This window comes from Streptomyces sp. NPDC088254, from assembly GCF_044740925.1.
GTDB lineage: Bacteria > Actinomycetota > Actinomycetes > Streptomycetales > Streptomycetaceae > Streptomyces.
The window spans coordinates 79,225-98,024 of the sequence record NZ_JBIURQ010000012.1; the positions used below are offsets into that span (position 1 = coordinate 79,225).

Annotated in this window: 13 protein-coding genes and 1 pseudogene; 8 read left to right on the plus strand and 6 right to left on the minus strand. The window is 71.6% G+C overall.

The window, feature by feature from the left end; translation table 11 throughout:
- Positions 1-132 precede the first annotated feature (132 nt).
- Positions 133-2,019, plus strand: coding sequence for an ABC transporter ATP-binding protein (locus ACIOC0_RS31435; protein ID WP_402159138.1), 1,887 nt, complete (start codon positions 133-135; stop codon positions 2,017-2,019).
- Between the two features lie 147 nt (positions 2,020-2,166).
- Here the strand turns inward: ACIOC0_RS31435 and ACIOC0_RS31440 are convergent, their stop codons facing one another.
- Entirely contained in the window at positions 2,167-3,048 is an 882-nt protein-coding gene (locus tag ACIOC0_RS31440) for an RNA polymerase sigma factor SigF (protein ID WP_402159139.1), read from the minus strand.
- A 312-nt stretch (positions 3,049-3,360) separates the two neighbouring features.
- Between ACIOC0_RS31440 and ACIOC0_RS31445 the strand changes: the two genes are divergently transcribed.
- Genes ACIOC0_RS31445 through ACIOC0_RS31460 form a run of 4 tightly spaced genes read left to right on the plus strand, consistent with a single transcriptional unit; the run spans position 3,361 to position 6,930 of the window.
- Positions 3,361-3,699: an antibiotic biosynthesis monooxygenase gene (locus tag ACIOC0_RS31445; protein WP_130442883.1), complete on the plus strand. Its 339-nt coding sequence runs from the start codon at positions 3,361-3,363 to the stop codon at positions 3,697-3,699.
- Positions 3,696-4,583, plus strand: coding sequence for an NAD(P)-dependent oxidoreductase (locus ACIOC0_RS31450; RefSeq protein WP_402159140.1), 888 nt, complete (start codon positions 3,696-3,698; stop codon positions 4,581-4,583). The genes ACIOC0_RS31445 and ACIOC0_RS31450 overlap by 4 nt, the downstream gene beginning before the upstream one ends.
- A complete protein-coding gene (locus ACIOC0_RS31455) occupies positions 4,580-5,692 on the plus strand; it encodes an amidohydrolase family protein (protein ID WP_402159141.1) in 1,113 nt (370 codons plus the stop codon). Before ACIOC0_RS31450 ends, ACIOC0_RS31455 begins: the two co-directional genes overlap by 4 nt.
- Positions 5,689-6,930 carry a cytochrome P450 gene (locus tag ACIOC0_RS31460; RefSeq protein WP_402159142.1) on the plus strand — a complete coding sequence of 414 codons (1,242 nt, stop codon included), beginning with the start codon at positions 5,689-5,691 and terminating at the stop codon, positions 6,928-6,930. Before ACIOC0_RS31455 ends, ACIOC0_RS31460 begins: the two co-directional genes overlap by 4 nt.
- Before the next feature lie 83 nt (positions 6,931-7,013).
- On the opposite strand, the gene ACIOC0_RS31465 is transcribed toward ACIOC0_RS31460, so the two are convergent.
- From ACIOC0_RS31465 to ACIOC0_RS31480, 4 genes are all read right to left on the minus strand, one after another.
- Entirely contained in the window at positions 7,014-7,631 is a 618-nt protein-coding gene (locus tag ACIOC0_RS31465; RefSeq protein WP_402159143.1) for a CAP domain-containing protein, read from the minus strand.
- A 462-nt stretch (positions 7,632-8,093) separates the two neighbouring features.
- On the minus strand, positions 8,094-9,080 hold the full coding sequence (gene meaB / locus ACIOC0_RS31470; RefSeq protein WP_402159144.1) for a methylmalonyl Co-A mutase-associated GTPase MeaB: 987 nt from the start codon (positions 9,078-9,080) through the stop codon (positions 8,094-8,096).
- On the minus strand, positions 9,077-11,251 hold the full coding sequence (gene scpA, locus ACIOC0_RS31475) for a methylmalonyl-CoA mutase (protein ID WP_402159145.1): 2,175 nt from the start codon (positions 11,249-11,251) through the stop codon (positions 9,077-9,079). Before scpA ends, meaB begins: the two co-directional genes overlap by 4 nt.
- The gene (locus tag ACIOC0_RS31480; protein WP_402159146.1) at positions 11,251-13,059 is read right to left on the minus strand and encodes a methylmalonyl-CoA mutase family protein; all 1,809 of its coding nucleotides are present in this window, start codon (positions 13,057-13,059) and stop codon (positions 11,251-11,253) included. The genes scpA and ACIOC0_RS31480 overlap by 1 nt, the downstream gene beginning before the upstream one ends.
- An 889-nt stretch (positions 13,060-13,948) precedes the next feature.
- On the opposite strand from ACIOC0_RS31480, the pseudogene ACIOC0_RS31485 reads away from it, so the two are divergent.
- From ACIOC0_RS31485 to ACIOC0_RS31495, 3 genes and pseudogenes are all read left to right on the plus strand, one after another.
- Positions 13,949-14,857 (plus strand): annotated as a pseudogene (locus ACIOC0_RS31485) (non-reducing end alpha-L-arabinofuranosidase family hydrolase); the annotation flags it as partial.
- A gap of 200 nt (positions 14,858-15,057) precedes the next feature.
- Positions 15,058-16,428 carry a DEAD/DEAH box helicase gene (locus tag ACIOC0_RS31490; RefSeq protein ID WP_402159147.1) on the plus strand — a complete coding sequence of 457 codons (1,371 nt, stop codon included), beginning with the start codon at positions 15,058-15,060 and terminating at the stop codon, positions 16,426-16,428.
- A 148-nt stretch (positions 16,429-16,576) separates the two neighbouring features.
- A complete protein-coding gene (locus tag ACIOC0_RS31495) occupies positions 16,577-16,819 on the plus strand; it encodes a DUF5302 domain-containing protein (protein ID WP_402159148.1) in 243 nt (80 codons plus the stop codon).
- 204 nt (positions 16,820-17,023) lie between these two features.
- Here ACIOC0_RS31495 and ACIOC0_RS31500 read toward each other — a convergent pair whose 3' ends face one another.
- Entirely contained in the window at positions 17,024-18,670 is a 1,647-nt protein-coding gene (locus tag ACIOC0_RS31500; protein ID WP_402159149.1) for a hypothetical protein, read from the minus strand.
- Positions 18,671-18,800 lie beyond the last annotated feature (130 nt).

Below are 18,800 nucleotides of genomic sequence, written 5' to 3' on the forward strand. Positions count from 1 at the left end.
GTGGACCGGGCTCACACCCGCAGAGGCTGTCCCCGCCGCTTCGACGAGGGGTTGCCGCAGCGTGGACTGCGGCAGTGGAGCAGACATCGTCATCTTGACCTCAACAATGCTCGAGGTTCTAACGTCGTTCGCATGAGCATGGAGACCACCGCCTGGACGCAGTTGTACAGCGTCATGAACGCCCGGCACGAGCGCCGGCCCTTCGACCGCGAGACCTTGCGCCGCATCTACGGCTTCGCCCGTCCGCACCGCCGCCGCATCGCCCTGTTCGTCCTGCTCGGGGTGGTGACCGCGCTGCTCGCCGTCGCCACCCCCGTACTGGCCGGGCGGGTCGTCGACACGATCGTGTCGCACGGCGACTCCGGCGCCGTCGTCCGCCTGGCCCTGCTCATCGCGCTCATCGCGGTTCTGGAGGCGGCGCTGGGCGTCCTGGGCAGACGGCTGTCGGCGACGCTGGGGGAGGGGCTCATCCTGGACCTGCGCACGGCCGTGTTCGACCACGTGCAGCGGATGCCGGTCGCGTTCTTCACACGTACTCGTACGGGAGCGCTCGTCTCCCGACTCAACAACGACGTGATCGGCGCTCAGCGCGCCTTCAGCAACACCCTGTCCGGAGTGGTCAGCAACGTGGTCACCCTGGTCGTCGCCCTCGTCGTCATGCTCACGCTGTCCTGGCAGATCACCCTGCTCGCGCTCGCCCTGCTGCCGGTGTTCGTGCTGCCCGCCCGGCGGATGGGCCGGCGCATGGCCGCCATGCAGCTCGAGGCGGCCGGACTGAACGCGGCGATGAGCACCCGGATGACCGAGCGGTTCTCCGCGCCCGGCGCCACCCTCGTGAAGCTGTTCGGCCGTCCCGAGCAGGAGTCGGCGGAGTTCGCCGCCCGCGCCGCCCGCGTCCGCGACATCGGGGTGCGTACCGCCACCGCCCAGTCGGTGTTCATCACCGCCCTCACCCTCGTCTCCGCCCTGGCCCTCGCCCTCGTCTACGGCCTCGGCGGCCGGCTCGCCCTGGCCGGCTCCCTCGACCCGGGCGCCGTCGTCGCCCTGGCGCTGCTGCTGACCCGGCTGTACGCCCCGCTCACCGCCCTCGCCGGGGCCCGGGTGGAGGTGATGAGCGCCCTGGTCAGCTTCGAGCGCGTCTTCGAGGTGCTCGACCTGAAGCCGCTCATCGAGGAGCGGCCCGACGCCCGCGACCTCCCCGAGGGGCCGGTCTCCGTCGAGTTCGACGACGTCCGCTTCGGCTACCCCGCCGCCGACAAGGTCTCCCTCGCCTCGCTGGAGGAGGTCGCCGCCCTCGACGCCCGCGGCGGCGCCGAGGTCCTCCACGGCGTCTCCTTCCGCGCCGAGCCCGGCATGACGGTCGCCCTCGTCGGCTCCTCCGGCGCCGGCAAGTCGACCATCGCCCAACTCCTGCCCCGCCTCTACGACGTCGACTCCGGCGCCGTCCGCGTCGGCGGCGTCGACGTCCGCGAGCTGAGCGCGCGGTCCCTGCGCTCCACCCTCGGCATGGTCACCCAGGACGGCCATCTCTTCCACGACACCGTCCGCGCCAACCTGCTCCTCGCCGCCCCCGAGGCCGACGAGGCGGACCTCTGGGACGCCCTGCGCCGGGCCCGCCTCGAGGACCTCGTGCGCTCCCTGCCCGACGGCCTCGACACCGTCGTCGGCGAACGCGGCTACCGCCTCTCCGGCGGCGAGCGCCAGCGGATGACGATCGCCCGGCTGCTGCTGGCCCGCCAGCGCGTCGTCATCCTCGACGAGGCCACCGCCCACCTCGACAACACCTCCGAGGCGGCGGTCCAGGAGGCGCTCGCCGAAGCGCTGCAGGACCGCACCGCGATCGTCATCGCCCACCGCCTGTCCACCGTGCGCTCCGCCGACCTCATCCTGGTCGTGGAAGCGGGCCGCGTGGTGGAACAGGGCACCCACAGCGAACTCCTCACCGCCGACGGCCGCTACGCGCAGCTGCACCGCACCCAGTTCGCCCAGGACGAGCCCCAGGCCGCGGCGGCCGTCTGAAAGACCGCCGCCTCCGAAAGGGTGCAGACGCGCCGAAACCCCGCCTGACGGGGCGGGGCTTCGGCGCATGCCACGAGCGGACGGCCGGAGGGGATCCTCGCCCCGTCCGGCCGTCCGACGACACTTCCCCGCGACCGGGGACCGCGGTCAGTCCGTGGTCAGCATGCCCTTGCGGAGCCGGGCCAGGGTGCGCGACAGCAGACGCGAGACGTGCATCTGCGAGATGCCGAGGTGCTCGCCGATCTGAGCCTGCGTGCGCTCCTCCACGAAGCGCATGTGGATGATCAGCCGGTCCCGCTCGTCGAGCTCGGCGATCATCGGGGCCAGCGCGTGGAAGTCCTCCACCAGCCCCATCGCCGCGTCGTCGGCGCCGATGAAGTCGGCGAGGACCGTCTCGCCGTCGGCGTCGCCGCCGATGGCCGCGTCCAGGGAGGAGGAGTTGTAGCCGTTGGCGGCCAGCCGCGCCTCGACGACCTCCTCCTCGGAGAGGTTCATCAGCTGCGACAACTCGGCGACGGTCGGGGTACGGCCCAGGCGCGAGCTCAGCTCCTCGGTGGCGCGGGCCAGTTCGACCCGGGCCTCCTGAAGCCGGCGGGGCACGTGCACGGCCCAGGAGGTGTCACGGAAGAACCGCTTGATCTCTCCCACGATGTAGGGGATGGCGAAGGAGGTGAACTCCACCTCACGGGTGAGCTCGAACCGGTCGATCGCCTTGATCAGGCCGATCATGCCGACCTGGACGATGTCCTCCATGGTGTCCGCGCCCCGGCCGCGGAAGCGGCCCGCCGCGTAGCGCACCAGGGACATGTTCATCTCGATCAGGGTGTTGCGCGCGTCCTGGTACTCGCGCGTGCCCTCCTCCAGTACCGCCAGCCGCTGCAGGAACAGCTTCGTCAGCTCCCGCGCGTCCTTCGGCGCGACCTTGGCCGGCTCGGCGACCTCCGGCAGCGGCGCGACCGGGGCAGCCTCCCGGGACGGCGCATCCGCGCTCCGAACGACGCTCGTCTCCTGCACCTGGACCATGGCCATGTCCGTTCCCTCCCGCTTGCGTCCGTTCAGCCGTGCCGTGCCGCCGTGGGGCGACGAAAGCGCGCCTACCCCGCCCCACGCCGAGTACGCCCACGAATTCGACGAGTTCCAAAAGAAAGTTCGCAGCCGTACCTCCGTCCGTTCCGCCGGCGACGGGAAACGGAACGCCGGGCCGCTCACTCGAACAGGTCAACAACGCAGCGTGAGGCCCCTTGTGGGGCTTGGCACGTCCCCCATTCGGAGTTGCGTCCGCCCGGGGGTCATGAGTGCGTAGGACTCGTGTCCTGCCGGATCTCACCCTCAGGAGGAGACATGGGCACCGAGCGAAACGGCCGTCCGGCCGAGAAGCTGTCCGTCGTGTACACCGTCCGCGTGATCGAGGGCGGCGAGCAGGGGTTCCTGGAGCTGTACGAACAGATCCGGAAGTCCGTCGCCCGCACCCCCGGCCACATCGTCGAGAAGCTCGGCGAACCCGTGGACGACTCCCGCCAGTGGGTCATCACCAGCGAGTGGGAGACGCCCGAGCACTTCTTCGCCTGGCAGCAGAGCGAGGAGCACCGCGCGCTGGTCGCCCCGCTGCGCCAGTGGGTCGACTCGACGCAGTCGCTGCGGTTCCGGGTCGTCAAGGAGACCGCGGGGGTGGCGTCATGACCCCCGTGAGCAACGGCCCCGTCGCCGTCCTCGGCCTCGGCACCATGGGCGCCGGGCTGGCCGCCCGACTCATCGACCAGGGCATCCCGGTCCGGGTGTGGAACCGTACCGCGGAACGGACCGAGCCGCTCGCCCGGGTGGGCGCCTTCGTGGCCGCCCACCCCGCCGAGGCCGTCGAGAAGACGGCCACCGCCATCTGCAGCGTCGCCGACGGCGAAGCGCTCACCGACGTGCTGCGCGGCCCGAACGGCGTGCTGGCCAGGGGCCCCTACCCGGGCACCCTGCTCTGCGCCAGCACCGTCGCGCCAGAGGAGGTCGAACAGATCGCCGGGGACATCCCCTCGGTCCTGGACGTCGGCATGCTCGGCAACCGCGACCACGCCCGCGACGGGGAGCTGCGGCTGTTCGTCGGCGGCGACAAGCAGGTGTTCGAAGCCGGCCGGCCGCTGCTGGAGACGCTGGGCAAGGAGGTCGTCCATCTGGGCGCACTCGGGTCCGGCATGCGGATGAAACTGCTCCTCAACCTCCTGATGGGGGTGGAGGTGCAGGCCATGGCCGAGGCGACCGCCCTGGCCACCGCCTGCGGACTGGACCGGCACCAGGTCCTCAAGACCATCGCGGGCAGCGGCTTCGCCTCCCCGGTCATGGCGTTCAAGTCGCGGCGGCTGGCCACCGGCACCTTCGACGAGCCGGACTTCCGGCTGCGGCTGATGGCCAAGGACCTCATGCTCGCTTCCAAGCAGGCGGCGGCGGCCGGCCTGAGCCTCCCGCTGGCCGCCGCCGCGGCCGAGACCCACGTCCGCGCCACCGAGCAGGGACTCGGCGACGAGGACTGCGCCGCGGTCGCCCGCGCGCTCACACCGAACCCGGGAAGCGACACATGATCATCGACATCCACGGGCACCTGTCCCCACCGGAGGCGGCCGAACGCTTCCCCATGCCCCCCAGCCTGACCGACGTGGACGGCATGCTCGCCGCCCGTGCCGAGGCCGGCATCGACCTCACGATCATCGGCAGCCCCGTCGGGGCAGGCGCGATGGCCCGGGTCCCGGGCGTGGACAACTACGCGCAACCCCGCGACCGGCTCCACGCGTTCCACGCCTGGATGTCCGGCCTGATCGCCACCTTCCCGGACCAGCTGCGCGGCTACGTGTACGCCAACCCGTTCGGGGACGACGACCACCTGGAGGGGGTGCGGCAGACCCTGGCGGACCCCGCCTTCGTCGGCCTGATCACCACCTCCAGCGTGCACGGGGAGCTGCTCGGCTCCCCGCGCGCCGACTCGTTCTTCGCGCTGGCGGCGGAGGCGGGCGTACCGGTCCTGGTGCACGCGCCGGCCGAACCGGTCGGCACGGAACAGGTCGACGACGTCCGCTTCGTCGAGCAGATCGGCAGGTTCGGCGACCTGACGGTCGGCATGGCGATGATCGCGTTCGCGGGGTGGCTGGACAAGTACCCCGGTCTGCGGCTGATCGGCGCGACGGGCGGCGGCGCGATGGCGCTGCTGCCGGAACGCCTCCAGACGGCGGCCCGCCCCCGGCACTGGCCCGGGGGCGGCCCGCCCCCGGGCACGCCGGCGGGCCGGGCCTCCGGTTCCGGCGCCCCCGGCCCGGAGGGGGCCCGCGCCTCCTCGGCGGGCCGGGGCGCCGCGGGCGCCGCAACCGCGGCGGGAGCCGGCGGCCCTGGAGCCCCGGGCGGAGGCCGGCCTCCCGCGGGCGCACCCGCCGGGACGCCCGCGCCGTCGGCCGACCCCGTCGCGGCCCTGCGCCGCATGTACGTCGACACCAGTCCCTTCAGCGCCGCCCACCTGGCCCTCAACGCAGAGGTGCTGGGTCCGGAGCGGATGCTGTTCGGCACCGACTCGCCGCCGATGGCGGCGCCACTGGAGGACTTCGTCCGCATGATCGAGAAGCTGCCCGTCGACAAGGCGTCCCAGCAGCGGATCCTCGGCGGCAACGCGGAGGCGCTCTTCGACCTGAGGAGCCGTCCGTGACCACCACCGAGGAAGCCGTCGCCGCCGCCGAACGCTGCACCCCGGAGTACCGGAGCGACCCGTACCCGGTCTACGCCCACCTCCGCGAGGCGGCGCCGGTCTGCCCCATGAGACCGCCGCACGGCAACGAGACGTACCTGATCACCCGGTACGAGGACGCGAAGGCCGCCCTGGCGGACCCGAGGCTGAGCAAGGACATGTACGGCGCCATGGACGCCTACCGGAGCATCTTCGGCGAGTCGTCCATGGCGCTGGACGACAACATGCTCAACGCCGACCCGCCGAAGCACACCCGGCTGCGCCGGATGGTCAACTCCGCGTTCACCCCGCGGCGGGTGCAGTCCCTGCGGCCGCGGATCGAGACCGTCGTCGCGGAACTGCTCGACGCGTGCCCGACCCGCGAACCCTTCGACCTGCTGCCCGCGTTCGCGTTCCCGCTGCCGATCGTCGTGATCTGCGAACTCCTCGGGGTGCCGCCGAAGGACCGGTCGCGGATGCAGCACCTGTCCACCACGGTGGCGCAGGCCGGCTTCGACCCGGCGTCCAAGCGGGCCCAGCAGCAGGCGGAGAAGGACCTGCACGCCTTCTTCACCGAGCTCATCACGGCGAAGCGGGCCCGCCCGGGCGACGACCTGCTGAGCGCCTTGATCGCCGTACGGGACACCGACGGCGACGGCGGCCTCACCGAGACCGAGCTGGTCTCCACGGCGTTCGTGCTGATGTTCGCCGGTCACAAGACGACCGCCTACCTCATCGGCAACGCCGTGCACCACCTCCTGTCGCAGCCCGCGCAACTGCGCCTCGTCCGCGACGACCCGGAGCTGCTCGGCCCGGCGATCGACGAACTGATGCGCTACGACGGCTCCGTGGAGAGCGCCACGTTCCGCTACGCCACCGAGGACGTCGAGTACTCGGGGACCCGGATCCCCAAAGGCGCGCTGGTGCAGATCGCGCTCAACTCGGCCAACCGTGATCCGCGCAAGTTCGACCGGCCGGACGAGTTCGACGTGACCCGGAAGGGCGCCAACGCCCACCTCGGGTTCGGGCACGGCGGCCACTACTGTCTGGGCGCCCCGCTGGCCCGGCTGGAGATGGAAATCGCCCTGACGGCGCTGTTCGACCGGTTCCCCAGGGCCGCCCTGGCCCGCCCCGAGGACGGACCGCGCTGGATGCAGGTCCCGTTCCCGGCCTTCCGCGGTCTCGCGGAACTGCCGGTCGTGCTCGACCCCGCCGACTGAGCGGAAGGCGACGCGGACAGACGCGCGGGGGGCGCGGAGAGCATGCCCATGCTCTCCGCGCCCCCGTGCGAGGCCGGCCGTTTTCAGCGGGCCGTGCCGAAGTCCTGGGTCCAGTAGGAGCCGGGCTGGGCGAGGCCGACGCCTATCTCCTTGAACGCGCAGTTCAGGATGTTGCGCTTGTGGCCGGGGCTGGCCATCCAGCCCGCCATGACCTGCTCGGGGGTGGAGTACCCGTAGGCGACGTTCTCGCCGTAGGTGCTCCAGGCGTAGCCGGCGCGGGTGATGCGCGCGCCCGGGTCCGAGCCGTCGGATCCGGTGTGCGACATGTTCCGGTGGCTCGCCATGTCCGCGCTGTGGTCCTGGGCGGCCTTGGCGAGCTTCGCGTTCACAGTCAGCGGGGAGCAACCCGCCTTGCCGCGCTCGCTGTTGACCAGGGACACGACCTTGGCCACGGCGCCGGACGCCGGGGCGGCCGCGGACGTGCCGGGAGCGGCGGCGCTCGGGGCGGCAGCCGGCGGCGCGGCCGGTGCGGGGGGCTGTGCTCCCGTTCCGCCGATCGTCCACTGCCTCCACGGCACCTGCGGCACGGCGGTCGGGCCGTTCGGACAGGCCATGGCGGCGGACGGTATCGCCAGCGCCCCGACGGTGACAGCGCCGATGACTGCGTACCGGTGCTGCCTCTGCCTGCGGTGCTTCCTCATGTGCGGGCCTCGCTCGGTCGACTCCACTGCGCGCCGCCGACCTGCAGGGCACCATGCATGCTGGCCCTGACCTGCGGCGACGCCTTTCGGGCCGTCATTGTTAAGCCCAGGTGAGCGACCGGGAAAGAGCCCTTCTACTACCCGGGATCGTAGGCATGTGCGCCCCTTGAAACCGGTGCGGTGGTGTGCTGTCCCGGCGTCACGTGGCATGCCGGGACCTGACATCCCGACAGGGCGTCGCCGCAGCCCGGGGGGAGAGCGAAGAGGGCGACGCGCGTCCCGCGAGCGGCCGGACGCGCAACGTATGTCCGTATCCGTAAGGGCAGATCACCTTATGTCGCCCGCGCGTCGAGTACTACCGGACGGCGTTGACGGAGAAAACACATGTGACGGATGTCACGCTCTGTTGCTGCAACCGTTTCGCGAGGTCAGGGGTCGGGGGGGGCCTTCGCCCCACCGGCCTCACTCCTGTCCGTCGGCCCCGAACGCCTCGAGGATGCGCTCCGCGGCCAGCGTGGCCGTCAACTCCCCGTCCTTGACCCGCTGTTCGAGGTCGGGGGTGAGGGCGCGCACGCCGGGATGCGTGCGCAGCCGGCCGAGCAGCTCGTCGCGGACCATCGACCACGTCCAGTCGACCTGCTGCTCACGCCGCTTGCCGGCGAGCCATCCCGTCGAGTCCAGCAGGGTCCGGTGCTGTTCCAGCCGCTCCCACACCGTGTCCAGGCCGCTGGATTCCCTGGCGCTGCAACTCAGCACGGGCGGGGTCCAGGCCGCGTCCCGGCCGTGCATCAGGCGCAGCGCGCCCGACAGTTCACGGGCCGCGGCGCGCGCGTCCCGCTCGTGCGGACCGTCCGCCTTGTTGACCGCGATCACGTCGGCCAGTTCCAGAACACCCTTCTTGATGCCCTGGAGTTGGTCCCCGGTCCGGGCGAGCGTGAGCAGCAGGAAGGAGTCGACCATGTTCGCCACCGCCGTCTCCGACTGGCCCACGCCGACCGTCTCCACCAGCACCACGTCGTAGCCCGCCGCCTCCATCACCACGATCGACTCGCGGGTGGCCTTGGCGACCCCGCCGAGCGTCCCGGCGGTGGGGGAGGGCCGCACGAAGGCCGCCGGGTCGACCGCGAGACGCTCCATGCGCGTCTTGTCGCCGAGGATCGACCCGCCGGTGCGGCTGGAGGACGGGTCGACGGCGAGCACCGCGACCCGGTGCCCCCGCCCCGTCAGCAGCGTGCCGAACGCGTCGATGAACGTCGACTTGCCCACGCCCGGCACCCCGCTGACGCCGATCCGCCGGGCCCGCCCGCTGTGCGGGAGCAGCTCGGTCAGCAACCGCTGTGCCAGCGCCCGGTGTTGCGGGCGGGTGGACTCGACGAGCGTGATGGCGCGGGCGACGACGGCGCGCTTGCCGTCGAGGACGCCCTTCACATAGGCGTCGACGTCGATCACAGGGGGTGCCCCAGGTCGCCCGCGAGCCGTGCCACCAGGTCGTACGCCGCGTCCGGGATCACCGTCCCCGGCGGGAAGACGGCCGCCGCGCCCATCTCCAGGAGCGTGGGCACGTCCTGCGGCGGGATGACCCCGCCGACCACGATGACGATGTCCTCACGGCCCTCCTCGGCCAGCGCCTCCTTCAGCGCCGGCACGAGGGTGAGGTGTCCGGCCGCCAGCGACGACACGCCCACGATGTGCACGTCCGCCTCCACGGCCTGACGGGCCACCTCGGCCGGCGTCTGGAACAGCGGGCCGACGTCGACGTCGAAGCCGAGGTCGGCGAACGCGGTCGCGATCACCTTCTGGCCGCGGTCGTGGCCGTCCTGGCCCATCTTGGCGACCAGGATGCGCGGCCTGCGCCCCTCGGCCTCCTGGAAGGCGTCGACCAGGGTCCGGGTGCGCTCCACGGACGGGGACTCGCCTGCTTCGGTGCGGTACACCCCGGAGATCGTACGGATCTGGCTCGCGTGCCGCCCGTACACCTTCTCCAGGGCGTCGGAGATCTCCCCGACGGTCGCCTTGGCGCGGGCCGCCACCACCGCCAGCTCCAGCAGGTTGCCGTCGCCCCCGGCGGCCCGGGTCAGCGCGTCCAGCGCGTCCCGGCAGGCCCTCTCGTCCCGCTCCTCGCGCAGCCGCCGCAGCTTGTCGATCTGCTGGGCGCGCACCGAGGAGTTGTCGACCTTGAGGACCTCGATCGCCTCGTCGCTGTCCACCCGGTACTTGTTGACGCCGATCACCGGCTGCCGCCCCGAGTCGATCCGGGCCTGCGTGCGGGCCGCCGCCTCCTCCACGCGCAGCTTGGGGATGCCGGCGTCGATGGCCTGCGCCATGCCGCCCGCCTGCTCCACCTCCCGGATGTGCTGCCACGCCCGGCGGGCCAGGTCGTACGTCAGCTTCTCCACGTAGGCGCTGCCGCCCCACGGGTCGATGACCCGGGTGGTGCCCGACTCCTGCTGGATCAGCAGCTGGGTGTTGCGGGCGATGCGCGCCGAGAAGTCGGTGGGCAGCGCCAGCGCCTCGTCCAGGGCGTTGGTGTGCAGCGACTGCGTGTGCCCCTGCGTCGCCGCCATGGCCTCCACGCACGTGCGCGTCACGTTGTTGAACACGTCCTGCGCGGTGAGCGACCAGCCCGACGTCTGCGAATGGGTCCGCAAGGAAAGCGACTTGGCGTTCTTCGGGTCGAACTGCCTGACCAGCTTGGCCCACAGCAGGCGCGCCGCCCGCAACTTGGCGATCTCCATGAAGAAGTTCATGCCGATCGCCCAGAAGAACGACAGCCGGGGCGCGAACGCGTCCACGTCCAGGCCGGCTTCACGGCCGGCGCGGATGTACTCCACGCCGTCCGCGAGGGTGTACGCCAGCTCCAGATCGGCCGTCGCACCCGCCTCTTGGATGTGGTAGCCGGAGATCGAGATGGAGTTGTAGCGGGGCATCCGCTGCGAGGTGTAGGCGAAGATGTCGGAGATGATCCGCATCGACGGCTTCGGCGGATAGATGTAGGTGTTGCGGACCATGAACTCCTTGAGGATGTCGTTCTGGATGGTCCCGGCCAGCTTCTCGGGCGGCACGCCCTGTTCCTCGGCGGCCACGATGTACAGCGCGAGCACCGGCAGCACGGCGCCGTTCATCGTCATCGACACGCTCATGCGGTCCAGCGGGATCCCGTCGAACAGCTGCCGCATGTCGTAGATCGAGTCGATCGCCACGCCCGCCATGCCGACGTCACCGGTCACCCGGGGGTGGTCGCTGTCGTAACCCCGGTGCGTGGGCAGGTCGAAGGCGACCGACAGGCCCTTCTGGCCGGCCGCCAGGTTGCGCCGGTAGAACGCGTTGGACTCCTCGGCCGTGGAGAACCCCGCGTACTGCCGGATCGTCCAGGGCTGGTTGACGTACATCGTCGGGTACGGCCCGCGCAGGTACGGGGCGGCGCCCGGGTAGGTGCCCAGGAAGTCCAGGCCCTCCAGGTCCTGCCCGGTGTACAGCGGCTTGACCGGGATGCCCTCGGGCGTCTCCCACAGCAGGTCGTCCCCGCCGGCCGCCTTCTTCACGGCCGTACGCCACTCGTCGGCGCCGCCCTCGGCGGCGGGACTCCCCAGCTCGATCCCGGAGAAGTCGGGGATTCCCATCAGGACACTCCCATGCGGTCGAGGGTGGAGGAGAGCACGGAGACGGCGTCGCAGCCCGCGAAGACGTAACCGTCGACCCCGGCGTGCTGCCCGGGGCGGCCCGCGAGGAACACGTGCGCGGCGCCGGCCGCGCGCAGCTCGGCGGCGACCTCCTCCGCCCGCTCCTCGTAGAGGGCGTCGCTGGAGCACAGGCATACCTCGGTGGCGCCGCTCTCGGCGAACGTGCCCTCGGTGACCGGCTCGACACCGCCCGCCTGGAACAGGTTCGAGGCGAAGGTGAGCCGTGCGGTGTGCGCGGCGGCCGGGCCGATCGCGGCCAGGAAGATCCGCGGCCGGGAGCCGGTCGTCGCGAGATGGGCGTCGGACCGCGCGCGCAGCGCCTCGTAGGCCTCGTCGCGGCGGACCCGGGGCAGACCACCGGACCGCGGCTCGGGAGCCGCCTCGCGCACGACGGGCTTCTCCGCAAGGAACGGGAACTCGCTGACCCCGGTGACCGGTTCACGCCGTTTGGCGAGCCGCGCGGTACGCGCCCGCCAGGTGTCGGCCAGCTCCTGCTCCAGCCACCCGGACCGCAGGGCGGCTGCCTGGCCGCCCCGTTGCTCGATCTCCTGGAAGAACTCCCACCCCGCGTGGGCGAGTTCGTCGGTGAGCCGCTCCACGTACCAGGAGCCGCCCGCCGGGTCGATCACCCGGGACAGATGCGACTCCTCGATCAGGATCGTGGAGGTGTTGCGGGCGATGCGCCGCGCGAACGCGTCCGGCAGGCCGAGCGCTTCGTCGAAGGGCAGCACGGTGACGGAGTCGGCCCCGCCGGCCCCGGCGGCCAGCGTGGCCACCGTCGTGCGCAGCATGTTCACCCACGGGTCGCGGCGCGTCATCATCACGGGCGAGGTCACCGCGTGCTGCGTCTGCCCCCCGGCGGCGGGCGCCCCGCACACCTCGGCCACCCGCGCCCACAGCCGGCGCGCCGCCCTCAGCTTGGCGATCGTCAGGAACTGGTCGGCGGTCGCCGCGTACCGGAACTCCAGCTGCGAGCAGCCTTGTTCGACGCTCATCCCGGCCCCGGTCAGCGCCCGCAGGTAGGCCACGCCCGTGGCCAGGGAGCAGCCAAGCTCCTGCGCGGCCGAGCCGCCGGCCTCGTGGTACGGCAGCGCGTCCACGGTGAACGCCCGCAGGCCCGGGTACTTTTCGGCGCAGCGGAGGGCGAGGCCGGCCGCCGGAGCGACGTCGAACGCCTGCCCGGTGCGCGCCTCGTGGCCGAGCGGGTCCGCGCCCAGGTTGCCGCGCGCCGCCTCAGCGGCAACGCCCCGCTCCGCGTACAGCCGCAGCAACTCCTCGGCGGCGGCCTCGACGTCGGCGCCCGCGTCGAGGACGACCGGCGCCAGATCGAGGAAGACGCCGTCGAGGACCCGGCCGAGGGACGACACCGGGATGCCGTCCTCACCGACCGTCAGCCACAGCGAGGTGACGCCGTTCTCCAGGTCGGCGAGGACCGCGCCGCCGTCGGCCGCGGAGTGCCGTTGCCGTACGTCCCAGCCGCCCACGGTGTTCCCCTCGGGCCGGCCGCCGCGCACGAACGGCGCGAATCCGGGGAGACCGGGTTCCGGCGCGCTGTCGCGCGCGGTGTACAGGGGGCGGGTGCGCAACCCGTCCTCGAGTGCGGTGGACAGGGCTTCCTCGGCCGCGTCCCCCTCGACGTCCTTGCCCGCCTTGCGCAGTACACCCGCCACCAGGTGCTGCCACTGCTCGTGCGTCACGTCAGGGAACTCGCCGGCCAGCTCAAGCCCGTCGTCAGGCAGGACCGTCATGCTCGGATGCTAGGCCAGAGGCGCAAAGGAGCAGGAGAGGGCGCGGCTGTGACCTTGCCCTCTCCCTGAATGTGACCACGCTTACCGTCATGCCGCCGGGCAGACGGGGCAAGGGTCAGGATCCCGCGATGAGCGGGGAACGGCGGGCGCCTCGGGGCGGCGGCGATGTCCGCGGCCGTCGTCCTGAAGCTCTGTCGGGGTGGGCGTCGCGCCGGGTGCGGCGGGCGGGTCGCTGGTGCGTCGGCAGTACGGGCACCGCCTGCGGTCCCTCGGGTCGGTGTGGCGGGCAGTCAGCGAACTGTCACCGCCTGGAACTCGGCGAGCCAGGCGCCCGTCTCGAGCAGGTCGGCGCCGGCGCACGCGCCGGGGAGTGGGGCCGCACCGAGCGCCCCTTCAGGAGCGCAACCCGGGCTTCGCGAAATGTTTCGGTGTATGTATCGAATCTTGCGAGAGGTATTGACGCTGTTACCGGCCCCCCGCATCATCCAGTTGCTCGACACTTCGCCCCTTGTTCGATATCACGCACAAGCCTCACTCGGTCCTGCCCGCCGATACGGCCGAGTCGCAAGGAGCATGCCGCCCATGCCCAGGTGTACGCGTACGTCGTGGCCGCACGTGCATGTCATGCCCACGTCATTGAGGGCTCGTGTCGCGCACATGGGCGGCCGCCACCTGCCGCATAAAGAGCCCCACCTCGACAGTCCGGTCAGCCCGGTCGTGCCCGTGACAGGGCCGGCCGGGACCGCTCACTCAAGAATCAGAGGTCCTCATGCGCAGAGGAAGCTTCAGCCGCAAGCGTCTGTCCCTGGCGCTCTCCGCCGCGACCGCGGCCATGGTCTCGGTGGCGGCGACGCTCGTCGCGGGCCCGGCCCAGGCGGCCGCTCAAGCGTGTTCCCTTCCGTCGACCTACCGGTGGACGTCGACGGGCGCGCTGGCTCAGCCGGCGAACGGCTGGGTGGCACTGAAGGACTTCACCCACGTCCTCTACCAGGGCAAGCACCTCGTCTACGGGTCGCACGTGACGGGCGGTGCGTCCTACGGCTCGATGAGGTTCGCCCCCTTCACCAACTGGTCGAACATGGCGTCGACCGGCCAGACCGCGATGAACCAGTCCGCGGTGGCGCCCACCCTGTTCTACTTCGCGCCCAAGAACATCTGGGTGCTGGCATACCAGTGGGGCGCGTGGCCCTTCATCTACCGCACCTCCAGCGACCCCACCAACCCCAACGGCTGGTCGGCCCCGCAGCCGCTGTTCACCGGCAGCATCTCCGGCTCAGGCACCGGCCCGATCGACCAGACCCTGATCGCCGACGGCCAGAACATGTACCTGTTCTTCGCCGGCGACAACGGCAAGATCTACCGGGCGAGCATGCCGATCGGGAACTTCCCGGGCAACTTCGGCTCGTCCTACACGACGGTCATGAGCGACACGACGAAGAACCTGTTCGAGGCGCCGCAGGTCTACAAGGTCCAGGGCCAGAACCAGTACCTCATGATCGTCGAGGCCCGGGGTGCGACGGAGCAGCGCTACTTCCGCTCGTTCACGGCCTCCAGCCTGAACGGTTCGTGGACCCCGCAGGCCGCCGGTGAGAACAACCCCTTCGCGGGCAAGGCCAACAGCGGCGCCGGCTGGAGCAACGACATCAGTCACGGCGACCTGGTCCGCAACAACCCCGACCAGACCATGACCATCGACCCCTGCAACCTGCAGTTGCTCTACCAGGGCAAGAACCCCTCCGCGGGCGGCCCCTACAACCTGCTGCCCTGGCGGCCGGGCGTCCTCACCCTGCAACGCTGACGACAGGGCCGCTCCACGGTGACCCGCGGGAACCCCGGCCGTGCGCCGCGGCCGGGGTTCCCGGCACGGAGCCATGCCGTGTGCTCTCCGTGTGCCCCCCGTGTTAGGGTCACGCGTTCGCGTGGTCGTCGCGGTGGGCGCCGCCGTGTGTTCGGTCCCGCCGGGCCTTCCTCGACATGATTCTCTGCGGAAGGCAGTACATGAAGCACCCCGACGGCACGGCCGACGCCGCCACCGCCCCGACGGCCGTCTCCTTCGCCGACCTGGACCTGCCCGCCGAGGTGCTGCGGACACTGGACGGACAAGGAGTGCGCGACCCCTTCCCGATCCAGGCCGCCACCCTGCCCGACGCCCTGCGAGGACGCGACGTCCTCGGACGCGGGCGCACCGGATCGGGCAAGACGCTCGCCTTCGGGCTGCCGCTGCTGACGCGTACGGCCGGGCGGCGCGCCGAACCCAAGCAGCCCCTCGCCCTGATCCTCGTGCCCACCCGGGAGCTGGCCCAGCAGGTCACCGAGGCGCTCACGCCGCACGCCGAGGCGCTGCGGCTGCGGATGGCCACGGTCGTCGGCGGCCTGTCGATCAGCCGGCAGATCGCCGCGCTGCGCCAGGGAGCCGAGGTCGTCGTCGCCACCCCCGGACGCCTGCACGACCTGATCGAGCGCAACGCCTGCCGCCTGGGCCGGGTGCGGATCACCGTCCTGGACGAGGCGGACCAGATGTGCGACCTGGGCTTCCTGCCGCAGGTCGTCGACCTCCTCGGCCAGGTGCGCCCCGACGGTCAGCGAATGCTGTTCTCGGCCACGCTGGACCGCGACGTCGATCAGCTGGTCCAGCGCTTCCTGCACGACCCCGTCGTCCACTCGGTCGACCCGTCCGCGAGCACGGTCACGACGATGGAGCACCACGTCCTGGTCGTCCACGGCCCCGACCGCTACGCCGTCGTCACGGAGATCGCCGCCCGCGACGGCCGCGTCCTGCTGTTCCTCGACACCAAGCACGCCGTCGACCAGCTCACCCGGCATCTGCGGGCGAGCGGGGTGCACGCGGGGGCCCTGCACAGCGGCAAGTCACAGCCGCAGCGCACCCGCACCCTGGCGCAGTTCAAGGACGGCCAGATCACCGTACTGGTGGCGACCGACGTCGCGGCCCGAGGCCTGCACGTCGACGACCTGGACCTCGTGGTCAACGTCGACCCGCCCACCGACCCCAAGGACTACGTCCACCGCGCGGGCCGCACCGCCCGCGCCGGCGAGTCGGGCGCGGTGGTCACGCTCGTGACGGCGGGCGGACGCCGCGAGGTGAGCCGCATGACGGCCGAGGCCGGCGTCGAGGCGACCGTCACCAAGGTGCGCTCGGGCGAGGCGGTGCTGACCCGGATCACCGGCGCCAGGCGCCCCTCGGGAACCCCGCTCGACGGCGGCCCCGCGGCGCCCCGCCCCAAGAACACCAATGCCCCGTTCCGAGGCCTCGGCACCCCACGCGGCACAGGCGGCAAGTCCCGCAAGGCCGGCGAGGCCCGCAAACTGGCCGAGGCCCGCAAGGCCGCGCTGGTACGCCGCAACGGCTGAAAGTCGCCGGCCGCTGCCGGGGCAAGCACCTGCGGGGTGAACGGCCTCGGCCATGACAGGGCATCGGCCGAAAACATAAAGGGACGACGTCACCAGCGTCCCGGCATGACAAGCTGTGGTCGCCCCACCCCGAACCCAGGAGGCCATCATGACCGCAGAGCCCGCATCCACAGAAGGTTCGGAGCCGGCCACCCCGGAGACGTCCTCTGTGACACCGGACAGCGACGGCAACTACGACCTCAAGCGCAAGTTCCGCGAAGCCCTGGCCCGCAAACGCGGCGCCCAGGCCGACGCAGCCGAGGCCGCCGCCAACCCCGACGCGTCGAAAGTCCGCGCGGCCCACGGCCCGGCGGCGAGCCAGCGATCGTTCAGGCGCAAGAGCGGCGGCTGAGGCGGCGGGTCTCTCGATCTGACTCGTTCTTCGGCGAGCGGATCGAGGCGCGGACCGCCGGGCCGAATCCAGCAGTCCGCGCAGGGCGGGTCCGGGAGGAGGCGCCCGTCTCGTCCGTCGCGTCGACGGCCCATCGCGAGGCGTGCCGTCCGCCGCGGCTGAGGGCACGGCGGCGGACGGCACGTTCTCGTGGGCGCTGGGGCGTCAGGTGAGGGTGTTGCGCAGGTGCGGGCCGAGGTAGCCGACGTAGACCTTGCCCGAGCGCGGGCAGTCGTCGTAGAAGTGCAGGCGCGGGGCGATCGTGTTGCCCCCGCCGATCTTCAGGTGCGCCTGCATGAAGACCCGGCCCTCGGGGTCCACCGCCTTCGGAACCGGGAGCATGCGCTCAGCGCGCAGTTTCGGTTTGCGGGCGACGGTGTCCGATTCCCGCATGGCCACTTTGGCCGTCGGGAAAGGGAAGGCGCTGGAGGCGTCGGACTTGCACCAGCTGAGGAAGTCGCCGCACTTCTTGTCGCCGGCTGACGCCGCGGCGAAGTGGTCCAGGGCCAGCAGCCCGTCCCATGCGACACGCAGCCAGTTGTCCACGGACTGGCTGTCGAGCCCTCTGGTGATCTTGCGTTGCCCGGTGAACGAGATGCCGGGCAGTTCCTTGAGCCGGTCCAGCAACTCGGAGAAGGTCTTGGGGTAGGTGATGTCCGCGGCGACGGCGCCGGCGTGGGCCACGGCGAACTGCCCTGCCTCCCGGAGTTGTTCACGCAGGTGCAGTATGAGCCGCTGGGACTCCTGGACCTTGTCGTACAGTTCCTCGTTCTCGCCGCGCAGTTCGCTCTCGGCCTCGTCCGCCTTCGCGAGCTCCGCGTACAGGTCGTTGATCTCGCTGACCCGGATGCCCTCCGCGCGCTCCGCCTCGTCCAGCAAGGCCGTCAGCGCCGCGTTGTCGGAACGGAGTTGGGCGATGTCCGTGCCGTCCGCGGTCGACCGGGGGCGGGTCCGCTGGCGCGGGATGCCGAGCAGCGCGGGGGGTAACGGCTGCCGGGAGGAGAGCCGTTGGGGAAGCGCGGCGAGGATGGACGCGGCGCGGCGGAGGTCTGCCTCTATGGTCCGGCGCGACATCACGGGGTGCCGTTGCGCGTCGGGTTTCCACGCCGGGTCGAGCCCCGGCAGGTAGGTGCGCACGCCACCTCCGAACACGGGGTGGTACTCCAACGCGGCATTGAACTTGGCTTGCGCTTCCGGGGTGAGCACGTACAGCACAGCCAGTCCGTGCAGACAGCGGAAGAGCGGTTCGACGACCGACCGCGACCAGTCGTCGGGATCCTTCCCGTACGGCACCGTGGCGATGACGACGGGAAGACGCCGGTTGCTGTCGCACAACTCCTCGATGGAGTCGTCGACGTCCTCGGCCTCGATGAAGACGGGCGAGGCCGCGACGTCGGCCTGCGCGTCACGTGCCTCCAGCGAGTCGAGGAGCGAACGCACGATGTTGGGAGTGTTGGCGCGTGTGGGCACCTCTCCGGCGAGCGCCGGCTGGTGCTCTATGTCGACCTGGACCCATGTACGGCCCTCGTCCTCCTCGAGCCCCGAACGCACGATGAGCGTCGACTGCCAGGTACCCGAGGCCGGCGAGTGCGTTTCGCGCATACGCCACCTGCTGTAGGCGCCCTTGAGGCCTGACTCGAAGTCACGGTCCAGCGTGGCGTAAGGGGCGATCTCGGTGCGCCCCTCGTCCAGCCCGGACGGGTCGTAGCCCTTGTCCCGGATCCATTCGATCAGCCGTCGCTCCGCCGTGCCGCAGGCGGTGACGTAGTTGAGTTCGGTCGAGACCACCATGCGGTAGCCGCGTGGTTCCATGGGCGCTCCTCGCCGGAGAGTGGGCGGGGCGCTTCCGGCGGCGCCCCGGCCCTACGAGTCTGGCGCACGGCACCGATTTCGGCGGAAATTCGGGAAACTGCCTCACATGTGCTGTCTCATGCTTTGTCGG

Bases quoted from the DNA above. Each gene is read 5' to 3' on its own strand.
- ACIOC0_RS31435 (WP_402159138.1), top strand. From the start codon at position 133: ATGAGCATGGAGACCACCGCCTGGACGCAGTTGTACAGCGTCATGAAC.
- ACIOC0_RS31440 (WP_402159139.1), bottom strand. From the start codon at position 3,048: ATGGCCATGGTCCAGGTGCAGGAGACGAGCGTCGTTCGGAGCGCGGAT.
- ACIOC0_RS31445 (WP_130442883.1), top strand. From the start codon at position 3,361: ATGGGCACCGAGCGAAACGGCCGTCCGGCCGAGAAGCTGTCCGTCGTG.
- ACIOC0_RS31450 (WP_402159140.1), top strand. From the start codon at position 3,696: ATGACCCCCGTGAGCAACGGCCCCGTCGCCGTCCTCGGCCTCGGCACC.
- ACIOC0_RS31455 (WP_402159141.1), top strand. From the start codon at position 4,580: ATGATCATCGACATCCACGGGCACCTGTCCCCACCGGAGGCGGCCGAA.
- ACIOC0_RS31465 (WP_402159143.1), bottom strand. From the start codon at position 7,631: ATGAGGAAGCACCGCAGGCAGAGGCAGCACCGGTACGCAGTCATCGGC.
- scpA (WP_402159145.1), bottom strand. From the start codon at position 11,251: ATGGGAATCCCCGACTTCTCCGGGATCGAGCTGGGGAGTCCCGCCGCC.
- ACIOC0_RS31480 (WP_402159146.1), bottom strand. From the start codon at position 13,059: ATGACGGTCCTGCCTGACGACGGGCTTGAGCTGGCCGGCGAGTTCCCT.
- ACIOC0_RS31490 (WP_402159147.1), top strand. From the start codon at position 15,058: ATGAAGCACCCCGACGGCACGGCCGACGCCGCCACCGCCCCGACGGCC.
- ACIOC0_RS31495 (WP_402159148.1), top strand. From the start codon at position 16,577: ATGACCGCAGAGCCCGCATCCACAGAAGGTTCGGAGCCGGCCACCCCG.
- ACIOC0_RS31500 (WP_402159149.1), bottom strand. From the start codon at position 18,670: ATGGAACCACGCGGCTACCGCATGGTGGTCTCGACCGAACTCAACTAC.